Origin of the sequence: Saccharomonospora piscinae (assembly GCF_005862235.1) — a bacterium.
GTDB classification, from domain to species: domain Bacteria; phylum Actinomycetota; class Actinomycetes; order Mycobacteriales; family Pseudonocardiaceae; genus Saccharomonospora; species Saccharomonospora piscinae.
On the sequence record NZ_VCEK01000006.1, the window covers coordinates 156478 to 171730 of the forward strand.

At 69.1% G+C, this 15253-nt stretch carries 16 protein-coding genes; 12 read left to right on the top strand and 4 right to left on the bottom strand.

Annotation, left to right across the window (positions count from 1 at the left end):
* Positions 1 to 4: 4 nt before the first annotated feature.
* Positions 5 to 409 carry a hypothetical protein gene (locus FFT09_RS21375; protein WP_024877378.1) on the bottom strand — a complete coding sequence of 135 codons (405 nt, stop codon included), beginning with the start codon at positions 407 to 409 and terminating at the stop codon, positions 5 to 7.
* 256 nt (positions 410 to 665) lie between these two features.
* Here FFT09_RS21375 and FFT09_RS21380 point away from each other — a divergent pair, with 256 nt between their 5' ends.
* The 4 genes from FFT09_RS21380 to FFT09_RS21395 all read left to right on the top strand — a co-directional run bounded on the left by FFT09_RS21380 (position 666) and on the right by FFT09_RS21395 (position 3188).
* Positions 666 to 1409, top strand: a complete 744-nt coding sequence (locus tag FFT09_RS21380; protein ID WP_244231453.1) for a hypothetical protein — start codon at positions 666 to 668, stop codon at positions 1407 to 1409.
* A gap of 76 nt (positions 1410 to 1485) precedes the next feature.
* Positions 1486 to 1956: a YbaB/EbfC family nucleoid-associated protein gene (locus FFT09_RS21385; protein WP_081190464.1), complete on the top strand. Its 471-nt coding sequence runs from the start codon at positions 1486 to 1488 to the stop codon at positions 1954 to 1956.
* 15 nt (positions 1957 to 1971) lie between these two features.
* A complete protein-coding gene (locus FFT09_RS21390; RefSeq protein ID WP_138383807.1) occupies positions 1972 to 2322 on the top strand; it encodes a type VII secretion target in 351 nt (116 codons plus the stop codon).
* Positions 2319 to 3188 carry an EspA/EspE family type VII secretion system effector gene (locus FFT09_RS21395; protein WP_024877374.1) on the top strand — a complete coding sequence of 290 codons (870 nt, stop codon included), beginning with the start codon at positions 2319 to 2321 and terminating at the stop codon, positions 3186 to 3188. The genes FFT09_RS21390 and FFT09_RS21395 overlap by 4 nt, the downstream gene beginning before the upstream one ends.
* 10 nt (positions 3189 to 3198) lie before the next feature.
* Here FFT09_RS21395 and FFT09_RS21400 read toward each other — a convergent pair whose 3' ends face one another.
* Positions 3199 to 4122 carry an NAD-dependent protein deacetylase gene (locus tag FFT09_RS21400; protein WP_138383839.1) on the bottom strand — a complete coding sequence of 308 codons (924 nt, stop codon included), beginning with the start codon at positions 4120 to 4122 and terminating at the stop codon, positions 3199 to 3201.
* Positions 4123 to 4326: 204 nt separating this feature from the next.
* On the opposite strand from FFT09_RS21400, the gene FFT09_RS21405 reads away from it, so the two are divergent.
* The 6 genes from FFT09_RS21405 to FFT09_RS21430 all read left to right on the top strand — a co-directional run bounded on the left by FFT09_RS21405 (position 4327) and on the right by FFT09_RS21430 (position 9997).
* Positions 4327 to 6213, top strand: coding sequence for a DUF2075 domain-containing protein (locus FFT09_RS21405; RefSeq protein WP_081190468.1), 1887 nt, complete (start codon positions 4327 to 4329; stop codon positions 6211 to 6213).
* Positions 6214 to 6811: 598 nt separating this feature from the next.
* Positions 6812 to 7606 (top strand): DNA glycosylase family protein, encoded by a 795-nt coding sequence (locus FFT09_RS21415; protein WP_208544487.1) that lies wholly within the window; start codon positions 6812 to 6814, stop codon positions 7604 to 7606.
* The gene (locus tag FFT09_RS21420; RefSeq protein WP_208544488.1) at positions 7584 to 8594 is read left to right on the top strand and encodes a B12-binding domain-containing radical SAM protein; all 1011 of its coding nucleotides are present in this window, start codon (positions 7584 to 7586) and stop codon (positions 8592 to 8594) included. The genes FFT09_RS21415 and FFT09_RS21420 overlap by 23 nt, the downstream gene beginning before the upstream one ends.
* Positions 8569 to 8775, top strand: a complete 207-nt coding sequence (locus FFT09_RS23175) for a radical SAM protein (protein ID WP_208544489.1) — start codon at positions 8569 to 8571, stop codon at positions 8773 to 8775. Before FFT09_RS21420 ends, FFT09_RS23175 begins: the two co-directional genes overlap by 26 nt.
* Complete coding sequence (gene tmk, locus FFT09_RS21425; protein WP_138383808.1) at positions 8772 to 9431, top strand: dTMP kinase; 660 nt, start codon at positions 8772 to 8774, stop codon at positions 9429 to 9431. The genes FFT09_RS23175 and tmk overlap by 4 nt, the downstream gene beginning before the upstream one ends.
* A 71-nt stretch (positions 9432 to 9502) precedes the next feature.
* Positions 9503 to 9997: an NUDIX hydrolase gene (locus tag FFT09_RS21430; RefSeq protein ID WP_138383809.1), complete on the top strand. Its 495-nt coding sequence runs from the start codon at positions 9503 to 9505 to the stop codon at positions 9995 to 9997.
* A 315-nt stretch (positions 9998 to 10312) separates the two neighbouring features.
* On the opposite strand, the gene FFT09_RS21435 is transcribed toward FFT09_RS21430, so the two are convergent.
* Complete coding sequence (locus tag FFT09_RS21435) at positions 10313 to 11002, bottom strand: DUF4383 domain-containing protein (RefSeq protein WP_138383810.1); 690 nt, start codon at positions 11000 to 11002, stop codon at positions 10313 to 10315.
* A 115-nt stretch (positions 11003 to 11117) separates the two neighbouring features.
* Here FFT09_RS21435 and FFT09_RS21440 point away from each other — a divergent pair, with 115 nt between their 5' ends.
* Both FFT09_RS21440 and FFT09_RS21445 read left to right on the top strand, forming a co-directional pair.
* A complete protein-coding gene (locus FFT09_RS21440) occupies positions 11118 to 12611 on the top strand; it encodes a cryptochrome/photolyase family protein (protein ID WP_138383811.1) in 1494 nt (497 codons plus the stop codon).
* Positions 12612 to 12636: 25 nt separating this feature from the next.
* Positions 12637 to 13878 carry an NAD(P)/FAD-dependent oxidoreductase gene (locus tag FFT09_RS21445; protein ID WP_138383812.1) on the top strand — a complete coding sequence of 414 codons (1242 nt, stop codon included), beginning with the start codon at positions 12637 to 12639 and terminating at the stop codon, positions 13876 to 13878.
* Positions 13879 to 13951: 73 nt separating this feature from the next.
* Here the strand turns inward: FFT09_RS21445 and FFT09_RS21450 are convergent, their stop codons facing one another.
* Positions 13952 to 14767 (bottom strand): hypothetical protein, encoded by an 816-nt coding sequence (locus FFT09_RS21450; RefSeq protein ID WP_138383813.1) that lies wholly within the window; start codon positions 14765 to 14767, stop codon positions 13952 to 13954.
* Between the last annotated feature and the right edge of the window lie 486 nt (positions 14768 to 15253).

The following is a 15253-nucleotide window of genomic DNA, read 5'->3' on the forward strand; positions in this document are numbered from 1 at the left end:
CCCCTCACGCGGTCGCGTAGCCGTTGTTGCAGGTCGCCGTCTGCACGATGCCGTCGTCGATCAGGCAGACGACGAACCAGACACTGGCGCCTTCCGGAAACTCGTAGTTGAAGCTGGACACGGTTCCGGCGCCCCGCGAGTTTCGCTGCGTGGGCGGGTTCGCCCAGATGTCGTCGTACTTGATCTGCACCCACACACCGGCTCCGTCGATGTGGTTGTCCTCCACCCGGAAGATCTCGCCGTAGTGTTCGAACTTCACCGACCCCGCCCCGGACGGGTACTGGGAGGTGCCCTTCGTCCACTGTCTCGTGTCGGTTCCCGCATGGGCAGTGGCCGGCGCCAGCACCGAGATCAGCGTGATCACCGTCGCGGCGAGCGCCGTGCTGATGAATCTTGCCGTTTTCGACATGTGTTCCCCTCTGCGTACGAGCCGCCGTTCACAACGGCCCTCGGCCTTGTCGGGTCACTGAGAACGATTTCCCCCGCCAGCGAACAGGACCGCGTGGTCGCGCCTCGGTCGCCGTTCGGTCGTGTCGAAAGCCGCCGCGCCCCGGGTGTTGCTTGCTAGGTTGTCGGCCGTGCTGATTCCTGTCGCCGTCCCGGTAACCCGGGGCCACCGTGTGGGTGCGCAGTTGCGATCGCGCTGGTCACGGACACGCGGCCTGTTGTCGTTCGCGCTGATCGCGAGTCCCTGGGCCCTCGTGGTGCTGTGCGCGGGCGCGGTCACGACCGCAGCCGCGGTGGGCGGGTTCACGGCCTGGCTGCCGGTACCGGTGCTGCTGTCTGCCGCCGTCGCCGTCGCGATCATGGTGACCGTCGGCAGACTGGTGTTCGAGCCGCCCCGGTGGGCCAGGGTGGCGGCGCTCGCGGGCGGCGGTCAGCTCGTGCTCGGCGTGTTCCCGGCCGTCGGACTGGCCGTGGGCGCGGGCGGCGGCGCGACCACCGTCGCGACCGCTGTGCTCGCCCTGTCCCTCGTCGTGGTGGTCACCGGTGTGATCGTCGCGGCCCGGGCCATGCGCACCCTGCTGACGCCGGTCTCTCCGGAGCTGGGTACCACCCCGTTCACGGTGACGCTTCGAGCACGGCTGCACGATACGGGTCTGGTGTCCGGTTCGGTATCGGTGACCTCGCAGCGCGTCGAGTGGGCGGCGCGGCGGCACCGGGCCGTCGGCGCGGGGTCCGTCCACTTTCGCGACCTGCGCGATGCGCGGCCGACCACCGTGGCAGGCACCGCCGCCGTCGGCTGGCTGTCGCTGTCCGACGGCACGGCCGCACACGCCCTGCCCGGGCCGGGAGTCTTGCTGGACATCGGTTCGACCACCGTGCTGCTGCCGGTCGACGACCCGGAGCTGTTCGTCGCGCTGCTGTCGTCCCGTGTCACGGCCTGGCGATCGGCGTCACCGGGCTGATTTCGACCAAAGTGGCCGTGGCGCGGGGTGGCCGCTGCTAGATTCCTGGCGACCGCGACGTGGAGGGAGGGCGGCCATGCTGAACCAGGACCCCGGCGAGGCCGGTGAACAGTTCGAACGGCTCGCCGAGGAGCTGCAACGCAAGGCCCAGCGGTACACGTCGCTGCGGCAGCGACTGGACTCGGCCGGCGTCACCGAGCGCTCCCCCGGCGGCGAGGTCGCCGTCACGGTGGACGGCAACGGCGTACTGACCGGGTTGGACCTGTCCGAACGGACTCGTGGCATGGACCCGTCCGCCGTCTCCGCCACCATTATGGCGAGCCTGCGGCAGGCACAGGCCCGGCTCAGGGAACAGGTCTCCGAGCTCGTCCAGGAGACCGTCGGCGACGACCCGGCGGGAAACAACATCGTCGCCCAGTACGCCGAGCGCTTCCCCGATCCCGTGGATGGCGAGGACGCCCCCGGACAGCAGCGTTCCCCGGCGTCTCCTCCGCGTCCGTCCGATCGCGACGATGACGACTTCGGTGGCGGACCGATCCTGCGGTGAGGAAGGAACCGGTGAATGGCTGAGTCACACCAGGTGGTGCCGGACGACGTCCGGGCACACGCCCAGACGATGCGGGGATTCGCGGACCGCGCCGGCACGGCCGCCGACGCGGGCACCCACGTGGCGGGTCTCGACGCCGCCTACGGAATCCTGTGCCAGCCCTTCGGGTCGATGGTGGCGCAGCCGCAGAACCAGGGCGTCGAGGCGCTGAGCACGACGCGTGACCTGACGAGCGAGCTGGCGGACAATCTTGACGCCGCGGCGGAGGCATACCAGCGGTACGAGGACTCCGTCATCGAGAAGCTCAACGACATCGCCGCCTCGGTCGACACTGCGGCCACCCGCCTGCCGGAGGTGAACGGATGACCTCCCCCACGGACAACCCGCTGGTCGAGGACGACACCGACCCGAACAACTTCTACGCCGAGGACCGGCAGGACGGCGACCCGTTCACGAAGATGGACGCCCCCAGCCAGGACGGGGGCACCGGTTTCATGACCGGCGTCACCGCGTTCGAGGCGGGCTGGGCCGTCGCGGAGGGCATCGACAACGGCGACTGGGCGGTCGCCGTCAGCGGCCTGGTCGCGGGCGGCCTCGACGTGGCAGCGGCGGTCACGGACCCCATCGGCTACGTCGCGGGCCAGGTGATCTCCTGGATGCTCGAGCACATCGAGCCCGCGCGCGAAGCCCTCGACAACCTGGCGGGCAACCCGGACATCGTGAAGGCCTACGCGCAGTCGTGGACCAACATCGAGCAGGAACTCACCACCCTCGGCGAGGAGATCACCAGCGCGGCTCCGGCCGAGACCCGGACCTGGCAGGGCGCCGCCGCCGACCACTACCGCGCGAAGGCGGAGGAACTCGCGGGCGTGTACGGCGGTGCGGCGGGCGCGGCGCACGGGATCGCCGGATTGACGCTCGGCATGGCCGAGGTCGTCAACGGTGTCCGGGTCGCGGTGCGGGACCTGCTCTCCAGCATCGCGGGCTCGCTGATCAGCTGGACCGTGGAACTGCTCTGCTCGCTCGGCACGGCGGCCCCGGTGGTGGCCGCGCAGGCGACCACGGCGATCGCCCGGGTTCTGAGCATGGTCGGCAAGCTGCTCAAAGCTCTCGGCCAGGCGATGGCCGACGCGATCACGTGGCTCACAGTGCTGCGCGACCTGTTCGACGGCCTGATCCGCGCGATGAACGCGTGGAAGGCGAGCCAGCAGAGCGCCCCCGCACCGGTGTAGCGGCGGCTGATCAGGGCTCGCGGCCGAGCACTCCGTCGGACAGGCCTTCTCGTTCCGGCGGACACCCGAGCCGCTCGGCCAGTTCGGTCAACGCGGACCCCAGCGGCCGGTCGACCCGCACCCGCGCGTGGACGTCTCCCCGGGTCACACCGCGGTTGACGATCAGCACCGGCGTACCGGCCCGCGCGGCCTGACGCACGAACCGCAGCCCCGACATCACCGCCAGCGACGAACCCAGCACCAGCACCGCGCTCGCCCGCTCGACCAGCTCACGGCAGTCCTCCACCCGGCGCCGGGGCACGCCGTCACCGAAGAACACCACGTCCGGCTTCAGCACCCCGTTCCCGCAGGCGGTGCAGGGCACCACGCGGAACTCGCGCACGACGTCCTCCGGCAGGTCCACGTCGCCGTCGGGGTTGAGCTGGGTGGCCTCGGCGCGGAAGGCCGGGTTCGCCGCCCGCAACCGCTGCTCCAGCATCCAGCGGGAGCTGTTGTGCCCGCAGTCCAGGCACACGACCCGCCCGAGGCTGCCGTGCAGCTCGACCACGCCCTCCGCGCCCGCCGCCTGATGCAGCCCGTCGACGTTCTGCGTGATCACGCCCGCGAGATGCCCACCGCGCTGCAACGCCGCCACCGCGCGGTGGCCGTCGTTCGGCCGGGCACGCGAGAACACGGCCCAGCCGAGGTGGCTGCGTGCCCAGTACCGGCGCCTGCCTTCCTCGTCTCCCACGAACTGCTGGTGCGTCATGGGTGCCTGACTCCGCAGCTTCCCGCCGGCACCCCGGTAGTCGGGGATGCCGGACTCGGTCGACAGGCCGGCCCCGCTGAGCACCACGACCCCGCCGTCGCCGACCGCCCGCACGACCTCGGTCAGCTCCGTCGTGCAGGGCACGGTGGCCTCGCCGGTGGGCGTCCAGCTCAGGGTCGGTCTCATCCGCACGCCTCCAGCGTACGGAGCGGGAGCCCCGGTGGCCGCCGGTCACCGACGGGCTACCGAACGGAGGTGGCGGTTGCTCCGGCTGCTCCGGCCCCCCAGTAGACTGACCCGGCAAGAACGCGGCCCGACGGGCACCGAAGTCGTCACTTCGTCGCTGCCCCCACCCGCGCGTGGATCACGCGTGCCCAGTGGGGGTGGGAAGTGGCGCTCGTCCGCCGCAGTGCGGCCGACCTGCTCGCGGAGGCGAAGGCTGACCGGCTGCACGTGCTCCTGTCCGAGCAGGCCGGTCACCAACTCGACAGCCGGGTGGGATTGAGCGAGGTGCGGTCCTGGCAGCGCAGCCTGCCCGTGCTCCTCGGCGACCTCGTCGACGCCGGCCTCGGGCACATCGAGGTCCTGCTCGAACAACGGCTTCCGCACAGCCCCAAGCGCGTCGATGTGGTGCTCTGCGGAACCCGGCCGCGCACCGGGGAACCCCGCTATGTTCTCGTCGAGCTGAAACAGTGGTCCCATGCCGAAGCCGTGGCCTACGACCTCGTCCGTGTGGCGGGATACGGCAGCGAGGGCGTGCTCCACCCGGTCGAGCAGGTGCGGCGGTACTGCGAGTACCTGGTGGACTCGACGCCCGCACTCGCGGCGCGGCCGGAGGCCGTGCGCGGAGTCGCGTACCTCCACAACGCGGAGCACTCTCGGGTGGAGTCGCTGCGCCAGTACCCGGCGAGCGAGTTCGGCGTTCTGTTCACCCAGGACGACAAGGCCGATCTGGTCCAGCATTTGCGCGCGTCACTCGACCCCGACGGCTCCCGGGAACTCGCTCGCGAAGCAGCGGACGAGTTCCTGAACTTCCACCACGCTCCGTCGAAACCGTTGCTGGCTCTGGCGACCACGGAGATCCAGGAGCGCGAGCAGTTCGTCCTCCTCGACGAGCAGCAGGTCGCGCACCGGCACGTGATGGACGCCGTCGAGCGAGCCCGCGCGGCCAGCACCCGAACCGTCGTGATCGTCCTCGGCGGTCCGGGCTCGGGCAAGAGCGCGATCGCCCTGAGCCTTGTCGGGAACCTCGCGAGGCGTGGTCGCGCGGTACACCACGCCACCGGGTCCAGCGCGTTCACCCGCACCATGCGCAAGGTCGCGGGCAGGCGCAACCGGCGGGTGCAGAGCCTGTTCACCTACTTCAACAACTATGTCGCCGCCGAACCACGCGACCTCGATGTGCTCGTCTGCGACGAGGCTCACCGCATCCGGGAGAACAGCGTCAACCGTTTCACCAGGCGGGACGTGCGAGAGCGCGCCGGACGCCAGATCGACGAACTCATCGACGTGGCCTGGGTGCCGGTCTTCCTCCTCGACGAGAACCAGACGGTGCGTCCCGGCGAAATGGGGTCACTCGCCGAGATCTCCGCCGCCGCCGAGGCCAAGGGCTGCGACGTGGACATCGTCCATCTCAACGGGCAATTCCGGTGCGGCGGGTCCGCCGCGTTCGACACCTGGGTGGCCCGGCTGCTGGGCCTCGACGCGCTTCCGCCCACACCGTGGAGCACACTCTCGCGCGACGACGACTTCACGGTGGGAAACGCGGCATCACCGACCGCCCTCGAATCCTGGCTCCTGGCCCGGCAGGCCGACGACGGCGGCACGGCCCGGCTGGCGGCGGGATACTGCTGGCCGTGGAGTGATCCGGTCCAGACCGAGGACGGCAAGCGGCTGGTGGACGACGTCGTCATCGGCGACTGGACGCGACCGTGGAACGTGAAGCCCGAGAAGCGGGTACCGGACGCTCCCGAATCGTACTTCTGGGCCTCCGACGAGCGGGGGTTCGGCCAGGTGGGGTGCATCTACACCGCCCAGGGATTCGAGTACGACTGGGCGGGAGTCATCTTCGGCCCCGACTTCGTTCGCCGTGACGGCCGGTGGGTGGCCCGCCGCCAGTACTCCCACGACTCCGCCGTGCGCAAGGCCGACGAACTCCACTTCGCCGCGCTCATCCGCAACACCTACAAGGTCCTGCTGACTCGGGGAATGCGCGGGGTGCGCCTGTACTCGACCGATCCGGAGACCCAGGACTTCCTGGAGAAGATGACCCGGTAGCGAAGCCCCACAATCCGCGTGCGCGAACCCGTCATCGCGCGCCATGCTCGCCGAACCGGGCGCGGCGTTCGGCGTCGGGAACTCCCCGAGTCGCGCGGTTCGGGCGTGGTGCAGTGCAGAACCGGTGTTGCCGAGCACGTAATCGGCGGGGACCCGGTGGCTGACCACATTGGCGGCCAGTGCCTGCTGTTGGCGGAGTGATCGCCGAGCCGGATATGGCGTCGGCGTCGGCAAGCACGCCCGCTTTGATCAAGCTGGAGGCCAGCGCCCTGGAATGGGTCTCCGCTAGGCGAGCGATGTGAGAATGACCTGCTCCCACCGGCCTACCGCCCTGGCCCTTCATCGACCGCGATTCACCCGGCACACCCGGCGATCAGCTCGCTAAGCCCGGATAACTCTCGGTGTCCTTCAGCCTTGTCGTCAGCGCGGTCGTTGCGCTTGGATGATTCTCCCCGACACCAGTGGATGAAGCCAGTCTCGAAACCGTTGGTTTGCCTGCTCGATGCCGTAGAAACAACGTGCAGAGAACCGAGGAGGATTGCCGTGGCACGTGACGGCCCGAATGAAGGGACTACCCCGAATGCGCACCCAACATGTGATGCTTGATCACCCGTCCTGGCTCACCGGCGACGACCGTGTGAGTCGTCGGGCGGCACGTGTCGGTGAAGCCGTGTGGCTTGTCGTGGCGACGCCCGGAACCGCAGGTACGGAGATCGAGCTGCACCGAGTACGTGGTACCGGCACCGAGCCCTGGTTCGACTTGTTCGACCCCGCCGAGCTTCGGGGTCACGATGAGATGGCTTCACCACTGCGCCAGGACGGCTCGGTCGCTCGAATGGCCAATCCCGATCCGTGGGATGCGGTGGCCACCTCGATCATCCGGCAGGTCATCCGTGCTGGACAGGCCCGCAAGCTGTACCGGCTCCTGTGTTCCGAACACGGCGAGACCATCACGACCGCGCAGGGTTCGGCAACGCTGTTTCCGACAGCCGAAACCGTGCTCGCGCTGCCGGAGGAGGAGTTCAAGCGACTGGGGCTGGCGTTCAAGCGTGCGCCTCTGCGCGCCGCCGCGCGCGTATACCTTGACCTGGGGCAGAAGTGGACCGAACTGGACCCGCTTCAGTTGATCAACGAACTGCAAAGCATCCCGCGCATCGGCCCGTGGACTGCCAAGGCCACGGTCACCGACCTCACCAATGACTACGCCCTCTACGACTACGCCGACCTCGCCGTTCGCACGTGGGCCGCCAAGCTGGCCCCGCAGTACAACTGGCCGGACGACGCCGCCTCCTTCGCGCGAGTGTGGGAAGCGGCGACGCACGACCAGCTCTCAGCGTGGACAGCGCTGACTCTTGCCTGGGGAGTGCGACATGCCAACGGAGTTGCCTTCTAACCACATAGCCGGAGCCGACCTCACCCGCCCACTCGACGCGCTATTCGTCAACGCTCCGTTGCGCGACTACAGTGAGCGTCCCCGCGTCAACGACTTCACACTGCCCGTGCTCGGTATGGGCTACATCGCCACCCACGCCACCGCAGCCGGTTTCAACGTCGGCGTGCTCGACGCGGAAGCGCACGGTCTCGGCATCGAGCAGACCACCGCAGTCATCAACGAACACAGGCCCCGCTGGGCCGGTTTCAACCTCCTGGCCCCAACCTACGAGATCAGCGCTCGGATCGCCGCCCCGCTCGACCCGGATATAAAGATCATTCTCGGCGGTCACCAGGCCAAGGCCATGCCCACCCAGATACTGCGCGACCCGCGCATGGCTCGCTGCGCAGCTCTGGTCATCGGCGAAGGCGAGACCCGTGTGGTCGAGCTACTCAAAGATCACCGTAGTCGCGCAGAGCTACCCGGCGTGATGTGGCTGGACCCCATCTTGAAGAACCCTGTCGCGGGCGGCCGACCGGGCGGAAACCACCACCTCGCGCCTCCGATCAACGCCCTGCCGTTCGTGAACCGGAGCTTCCTCACCCAGGACCCGCACTTCGACGCCGGCCGATGGGAAGCCAACATGGTCGGCGCGCGGGGCTGTCCTTACGACTGCTCATTCTGTGGCGCGGCGGTCTCGGCCAACCCGGACATCTCCATCCGCACCCGCGCAGCGGAGAACATCATCGCCGAACTGCATCAGCTACGCGAAACCGGCGTGACCGCGTTCCGCTTCGTGGACGACCTGTTTCTCGGTGCGAAGCGGGTGATCGACAGGATGATGACTGCCTTCACCGCCGAACGAGTCGGCGAGTGGGCCGTATGGGATGCCACCGGCCGGATCAACGTGCTTCATCGGGCCAGCGACACCGTACTGGACACTCTGGCGGCCCTATCCGGGCACCCCCGACTGGACGCGGTTGATGCGGACCGGCCGCTACACCGCTGAGCAGTTGCTCAACTACACGGCTGTCGATCTCACCAGCAGCGGAGAGGAGGCGGCGATGCGGGAGCGCGATGAGTTCAACTTCTCGGTCAACATCCAGCTGTCCGAAGCGCCCGTCGACCACGTACGCCGCAATCTCACCGCCCTCAGCCGCGAGCAGTACGAAAGAGATGCCTCGGCATGATCGAGGGCAGCCACCCCAGCCTTTTCGTCACCCTCGACGGTATGGCGGGCGCAGGCAAGACCACCACCGTCCGAATGCTCGGCCCTTGCCTTCGCAACATGGGCTACCGCGTCCACACCACGGCGGAGCCGACCCCCGGTGCGCTGGGCGAGCTGGCTCGGCGGAACACTGATCTCTACCGGGGAGAATCGCTGGCATGTCTGGTCGCGGCCGACCGGTATCACCACCTGGAAACCGAGATCGAACCACACCTCCGGGAAGGCGATATCGTCGTCTGCGACCGGTACATAGCCTCGTCCTACGTACTGCAGCAGTGGGACGGCGTGCCCCTGGCATTCGTCGACGCCCTGAACAACCGAGCCAGACGGCCTGATCTGGCCGTGCTACTCGTCGCGGACCCAGCCGTCGCCGCCAGCCGTGTCGCCGCCCGCGGAGCGCACGACAGGTTCCAGTACGGCATCAGTGCCGGCAGGACGGAAGCCGGAATGTACCGGACCGCGGCGTCCTACCTGGCTCAGCTCGGAACGCCTGTCGTTTCGACCATCGACACCACGAGCCGGGAACCACTCCAGGTCGTCGAGCAGATCGCGCAGCGAATCGCCGAGCGGTGCGGTGAGCTCGGCCAAGGTCCCAGCGATCAGGGGGCCACCGCGTAGGCTGCCGCCAGTTCCGGGCGCCGCCGCTCTGCGCCCGCACTGACCGTAGACCACCAACGCGAGGACAGACCGTGCCCGACCGCCACCTCATCGATGTCCATGTCCTGCTGACCCGCGACACCGAAGTGCTGCTCACCAAACGCCGGGGTGGAGCCTTCGACGGGATGTGGCACCTTCCCTCTGGCAAGCTCGACGCGGGCGAGGACGTGCTCACCGCCGCCGCACGCGAGGCCGAAGAAGAGGTCGGCGTGCTGATCAACCCTGACGACCTCACCCACGTTCACACCGTCCACGTCAGCGGGTCCGGGCCCGAACCCCGCCTCGGCCTGTTCTTCACCACGTCCGCCTGGATCGGTGAGCCGTCGAACCGCGAGCCGGACAAGTGCTCCGGCCTCGGCTGGTTCGATCTGCACGACCTGCCCACTGGCCTCATCGAATATCCGGCCACCGGAATCAGCGCCTACCGTCGGGGAATCTCGTTCTCCGTACTCGGTTGGAGCGAGCAGGCCGGTTCCGTCGAGTGCTGGATGCCGCGAAGGCCACCCTCGCTGCGCCAGACGCAGTGAAGGCGGCCTTCGCGGCAACAATGGCCCCCATGTGCGGCGGTCCCACGAACTGATCGCCCGATGTCGCCACGGTACGTCTGCCCCCGGCTGCCATGTGGACTCCCGGCGAGCGGTGGGCGCTCGCGCAGGCTGCCGCTGGCTCAGGCGGGACACGACGTCGTCGGCATGGACACCTTCCTGGGCGCGGTCACGGTGACGACCCCGCACACCCGGCCTAACAGGATGCCAACCGGCGGTGAAACCGGCTGCCGGGACAACTGCGCCTGCGCAGCCGCGACGGCGACTACGCGGTCCGGCTCGACCGCGCCTGCGCCCTCAGGTCGTGGAGCTCCGGCGCAGCCAGGCCAGCAGCCGATCATGCTGGCTCCGGAAGGAGTGCGCCCGCGCGACACCGGCCCGCTGTTCGGGGGAGGCGAAGCCCTCCGCCACCGCACGTTCGGCGGCGGCCAGCTGACGCGCGGCGCGCCGCTCGGCCTCGTTCTCCGCACCGGCCACGGGGACCTCAGGGATCTTGCGCATCGGCCGGTAGGGGTTGTCCTCGGGCAGCGCGCCCGTGATCCGGCCGTAGCTGCCGAGCAGAAGTAGCACCAGGCCCGCCCCGATGGAGAAGAAGACGTTCGGCAGGCGGAAGGCCAGGAAGTTGAGGTCGGTGTTGAGCACGGCCAGATTCACCAGCGCGGAGACCAGGAACAGGAAGCCGATCACGATCATGACGGTGGAGGCGAACAGGCCGCCCCGGATCGCCGCGAACACCAGCACCGCGGCGGTGACCAGCGAGATCACGGACAGCAGACCGTTGGAGGACAGGCCGACGACCTGCTGCTGCCCGCTCGTCGAGAAGAACGGGATGCCGCCGACGAAGCCCAGGACCCCGAACACCGCGATGACGGCCGCGACGAGCAACGACCCGATCCGGTGAGTCGCCACCACCCTGCCCTCTGCTCGAAGTCCGTGCGGCCGGGCCCTCCTGCTCGCGGGCACCCCGCTGCTCGTGTCGTCGGTCATCGGCTCGCTCCGTCCCACTCCCGTGAACACGTCCGCTTCTTCCATCATGCGCAGCCGCGGCCGTCGGCGCAGCACACGCGCTGCGCGCCGAGGACTCCTGCTGCACCATCACGGCATGGCATCCCCCGCGCTGTGGCTGCTCGGTGACCAGCTGGGGCCGCACTTCCACGACGCGGGCGAGCACGCGGACCGCGACATCGTGCTGATCGAGTCCACCCGCGCGCTGGGCCGCAGGCGCTACCACCGGCAGAAGCTGCATCTCGTGCTCACCGCGATGCGGGCGCTGGCCGAACAGCTCGGCGACCGGGTCACGCTGATCCGCGCGGACACCTACCGCGAGGGCCTGCGCCGATACGGGAGGCCGGTCGTGGTGCACGAACCCCATTCCCACGCCGCCGACCGGCTTGCGCGGGCACTGCGCGACGAGGGCACGGTCACCGACATCGTCCCCACGGCGGGCTTCGCACTGCCGAGGCCGGAGTTCGCGGCGTGGGCGCGGGACCGACGGCGCTTCCTGCTGGAGGACTTCTACCGCTCCCAGCGCGAGCGCTTCGGGGTGCTGCTGGACGGCGAGCGCGACCCGGTGGGCGGGCGCTGGAACTTCGACCGCGAGAACCGGGCGGCGCCGCCGCACTCGCCCACGCTCGGAGTGCCGGGGCCGTGGCAGCCGGTGGAGAACGACCTCGACGACGCCGTGCGCGCGGATCTCGACCGCGCCCGGGAGGAGGGCCGGATCGACCCCGTCGGCGCGGACGGGCCCCGCCGCTTCGCGGTGACCCGCACCGAGGCCCTGCACGCGCTGCGCACGTTCGTGGCGGACCGGCTGCCCACCTTCGGCCGCTACCAGGACGCCATGCTGGCCGACGACTGGGCGATGTCGCACGCGCTGCTGTCGGTGCCGCTGAATCTCGGCCTGCTCGACCCGCTGGAGGTCGTCGCGGAGGCGGAGCGTGCCTACCACGACTCCGGCGCGCCACTCGCCGCGGTGGAGGGGTTCGTGCGCCAGGTGCTCGGCTGGCGGGAGTGGATCTGGCACCTGTACTGGCACCCGGGCCCGCGCTATCTCAGGCACAACCGGCTCGCGGCGCGCAGGCGCCTGCCCCGGTGGTGGCGCGAGCTCGACGCCGACGCCGTCGAGGCCCACTGCCTGCGCACGGCGCTGCGCGGGGTCCACGACCGTGGCTACGCGCACCACATCCAGCGGCTCATGGTCCTCGGCAACCACGCGCTGCAACGCGGCTATCACCCCGGCGAGCTGACGGACTGGTTCGCGACGGCGTTCGTCGACGGGTTCCCCTGGGTGATGCCACCGAACGTGATCGGGATGAGCCAGTACGCCGACGGCGGCGTGGTCGCCACCAAGCCCTACGCGGCGGGCGGCGCCTACATCGACCGGATGAGCGACCACTGTTCCTCCTGCGCGTTCGACCCCAAGGCGCGCGTGGGTGAGCGGGCGTGCCCGTTCACGGCGGGCTACTGGGCGTTCCTGCACCGCAACGCCGAGCGGTTGCGGGGCAACCACCGCATGCGCCGGCCCCTGGCGGGCCTGAACCGGCTCCGGGATCTCGACCAGCTGCTCGACCAGGAACGCGGCCGCCGCCGGTTCTGACCGCACCGACGAGAGGACCACCACCGTGCCCGCGACCCAGCAGGTGATCGTCATCGGAGCCGGACTGGCCGGCCTGGCCGCCGCGACACACCTCGCCGAAACCGGTGTCGGCGTGCGCGTGCTGGAACGCGCCGAGGCGCCCGGTGGGCGGGTGCGCACCGACCACGTCGACGGCTTCCGCCTCGACCGCGGCTTCCAGGTGCTGCTGCCCGCCTATCCCGAGTTCCGGCGGCTGGTGCGGCCTGCCCGGCTCGGCCTGCGCGGCTTCACGCGCGGGGCGCTGGTGCGCGACGACGGCGGGATGCGGCTGCTCGCGGGCCCGTGGCACGGTCCCCGCGCGGTGCGGGACGTGGCGCGGTTCGTCCGCGAGCATCCGGGCGACGTCCTCGCGCTCGCGCGACTGGCGCTGCGTGACGCCGTACTGCCCGCGTCCGCCCTGCGGCGCGCGCCCGAGCACACCGTGGGGCACGACCTGCGTCGGCGGTTCAGCACCGAGACCGTCGAGACGCTGCTACGGCCGTTCGTCGCGGGTGTGTTTCTCGACCCCGGCCTGGCGACCTCGGCACGGTTGTTCCACCTGATCTGGCGCAGTTTCGTCCTCGGCGGAGCGGCGGTGCCCGAACTCGGGATGCAGGCACTGCCCCAGCTGCTCGCCGACCGGCTGCCACCGGGCACCGTCGAGACCGGACAGGAGGTGGCCGACCTGGGCGAGCACGACGTGCGGCTCACGAGCGGAGAGACCGTCAGCGCCGACGCGGTCGTCGTCGCCACCGACGGCACCACCGCCGCCCGGCTGCTCCCGGACATCGAGCCGCCCGCCTGGCACGCCGTCACCACCTGGTACTACCGGACGGCGCGGCCGCCGCTGAGCGCGCCGACGCTCGCGCTGGACGGCACCGGCGACCTGCCGCTCAACAGCCTGGTGAACAGCCAGGCAGCCCCCACCTACGCCCCGCAGGGCACGTCGCTGGTCCAGGCGTCCGTCCCCGGAATCGCCGACAGCGCGGGCAGCCTCGAACCAGCGGTGCGTGAGCGGCTCGCCGTGCTCTACGACACCGAGACCCGGGACTGGCACCTGCTCGCCACCTACCCCATCGAGCACGCCCTGCCCGTGCTGGGACCGGACGCACCCCTGAGCAGGCCGGTGCGCGTGCGGCGCGGTAGTTACGTGTGCGGCGACCACCGCGACACCCCGTCGATCCAGGGCGCACTCGTCTCCGGCCGCCGCGCCGCGCAGGCCGTCCTCGCCGACCTGGCGCGGCGGTGAGGTCAGGAGGACGGCAGGTGCTTCGCGATCTGCCGTGCCAGCTCGCCGAACTGACACCGCACGATGGAGAAGCTCAGCCCAACTCGTCTTTACCTTCGTAGATGACGGGAAGCCATTCCTGTTCGATGACCAGCGCCAAGCGCCGCTTCGTCTCCCACGTCAGATGTTTGCACACGGGGTCCACACAGGATTTAGCCACTGCCTTGTGCCGTTCGGGAGATTTACATGCGAGTATGGCTAAGATCCGCACTACTAAGAGAACGGGTCGAACATCGACGGTCTTAATGAGATCCACGATCGTCTTGCACACACTCTCTGTAGCCGCACATATTACGGCGTCGTCGAGAGCAAGTCGGTGTTTGCTTTGGCGCCATTCGATGATCTGGCCAGATAGCCATTTTGCTACCCGATCAGGGATCAATGTGGACACTTTGCTGAGCGTCCCCAGATATTCGGCAGTGTTGGCCAGCAAGTCACACCAGAAATGGTCCGCGAGAGCCTTCTTTACTTCTCGTGGAACATAGCCCTCGAGCCGATCGGCGACGTCGTCGAGCGCGCATTCGAACGCTGCCACGCCAAACGCCTCGACCTGATCGAGCGTCGATCCCGACCCCATGGCCTTCCGGAGCTCATCGACCGCACGTCTACGGTCGGGTTGCTGGCCAGAAAGCGATGAGTACTCTGAGTCTCCCAGAGACTGGTGGGAGTTCCGACTCTCGGATGAGCCGGGGATTCCGTCCGGTGCACGCTCGAGGAAAAATTCGTCGTCAGCGAAATTCGCACCGGCTACGCCTTCATGGTCATCGCGATCTCGACTCCAGGCCACACCACGATGCCGTTGGTCATCTTCGGCGAGCAGGTCAACGAGGTCCGCAACGGCTGAGTCCATGCTCGCGGCCTTCTTGGGTAAAGTGGCTCTTCCCCTTGTCTTGCACTTCTCAAACGCGGCTCGCCACCTTCTGTCGGCAGTTCCTCGAAGATCTCGACGCCCCTGTGGGTCAGGGTCTCGAGCGAGACTCACCGCTCCGGTCCAGCCGTGCCAAGCACCTCCGCAAACGCCGCATGCACAGCTGCGACTCTCGGCCTTTTCGCAGCTGGCATAGTGCCCGTCGATCGCAGCCATGTTCCCCCTCGTCGTCGACTCTGATCAATCGATGGTCTTGCCCCTTGTCTAGTAATCCGTACCGCTAATGAGGTGAGACGCGCTCTGTAGATCGCGGTGATGAAAGCGATCACCGGCGTGGTCGATTGACCTCGGCGTGTGGGTGACGCTGGTAGCAGTGGCCGCAACCGGCCCTTCCGAACGGGCCGTCAGAGTTCGGTTCGGGTTGCCTTGAGCATGGCTTCCAGCGGCACAGTAGCTAAGAGCACCCAC

What these genes read in the sequence shown, in the direction of transcription:
- FFT09_RS21385 (WP_081190464.1), top strand. Translation starts at nt 1,486, where the DNA reads ATGCTGAACCAGGACCCCGGCGAGGCCGGTGAACAGTTCGAACGGCTC.
- FFT09_RS21390 (WP_138383807.1), top strand. Translation starts at nt 1,972, where the DNA reads ATGGCTGAGTCACACCAGGTGGTGCCGGACGACGTCCGGGCACACGCC.
- FFT09_RS21440 (WP_138383811.1), top strand. Translation starts at nt 11,118, where the DNA reads ATGGCATCCCCCGCGCTGTGGCTGCTCGGTGACCAGCTGGGGCCGCAC.
- FFT09_RS21435 (WP_138383810.1), bottom strand. Translation starts at nt 11,002, where the DNA reads ATGACCGACGACACGAGCAGCGGGGTGCCCGCGAGCAGGAGGGCCCGG.
- tmk (WP_138383808.1), top strand. Translation starts at nt 8,772, where the DNA reads ATGATCGAGGGCAGCCACCCCAGCCTTTTCGTCACCCTCGACGGTATG.
- FFT09_RS21415 (WP_208544487.1), top strand. Translation starts at nt 6,812, where the DNA reads ATGCTTGATCACCCGTCCTGGCTCACCGGCGACGACCGTGTGAGTCGT.
- FFT09_RS21400 (WP_138383839.1), bottom strand. Translation starts at nt 4,122, where the DNA reads ATGAGACCGACCCTGAGCTGGACGCCCACCGGCGAGGCCACCGTGCCC.
- FFT09_RS21375 (WP_024877378.1), bottom strand. Translation starts at nt 409, where the DNA reads ATGTCGAAAACGGCAAGATTCATCAGCACGGCGCTCGCCGCGACGGTG.
- FFT09_RS21420 (WP_208544488.1), top strand. Translation starts at nt 7,584, where the DNA reads ATGCCAACGGAGTTGCCTTCTAACCACATAGCCGGAGCCGACCTCACC.
- FFT09_RS21395 (WP_024877374.1), top strand. Translation starts at nt 2,319, where the DNA reads ATGACCTCCCCCACGGACAACCCGCTGGTCGAGGACGACACCGACCCG.
- FFT09_RS21450 (WP_138383813.1), bottom strand. Translation starts at nt 14,767, where the DNA reads ATGGACTCAGCCGTTGCGGACCTCGTTGACCTGCTCGCCGAAGATGAC.
- FFT09_RS23175 (WP_208544489.1), top strand. Translation starts at nt 8,569, where the DNA reads ATGCGGACCGGCCGCTACACCGCTGAGCAGTTGCTCAACTACACGGCT.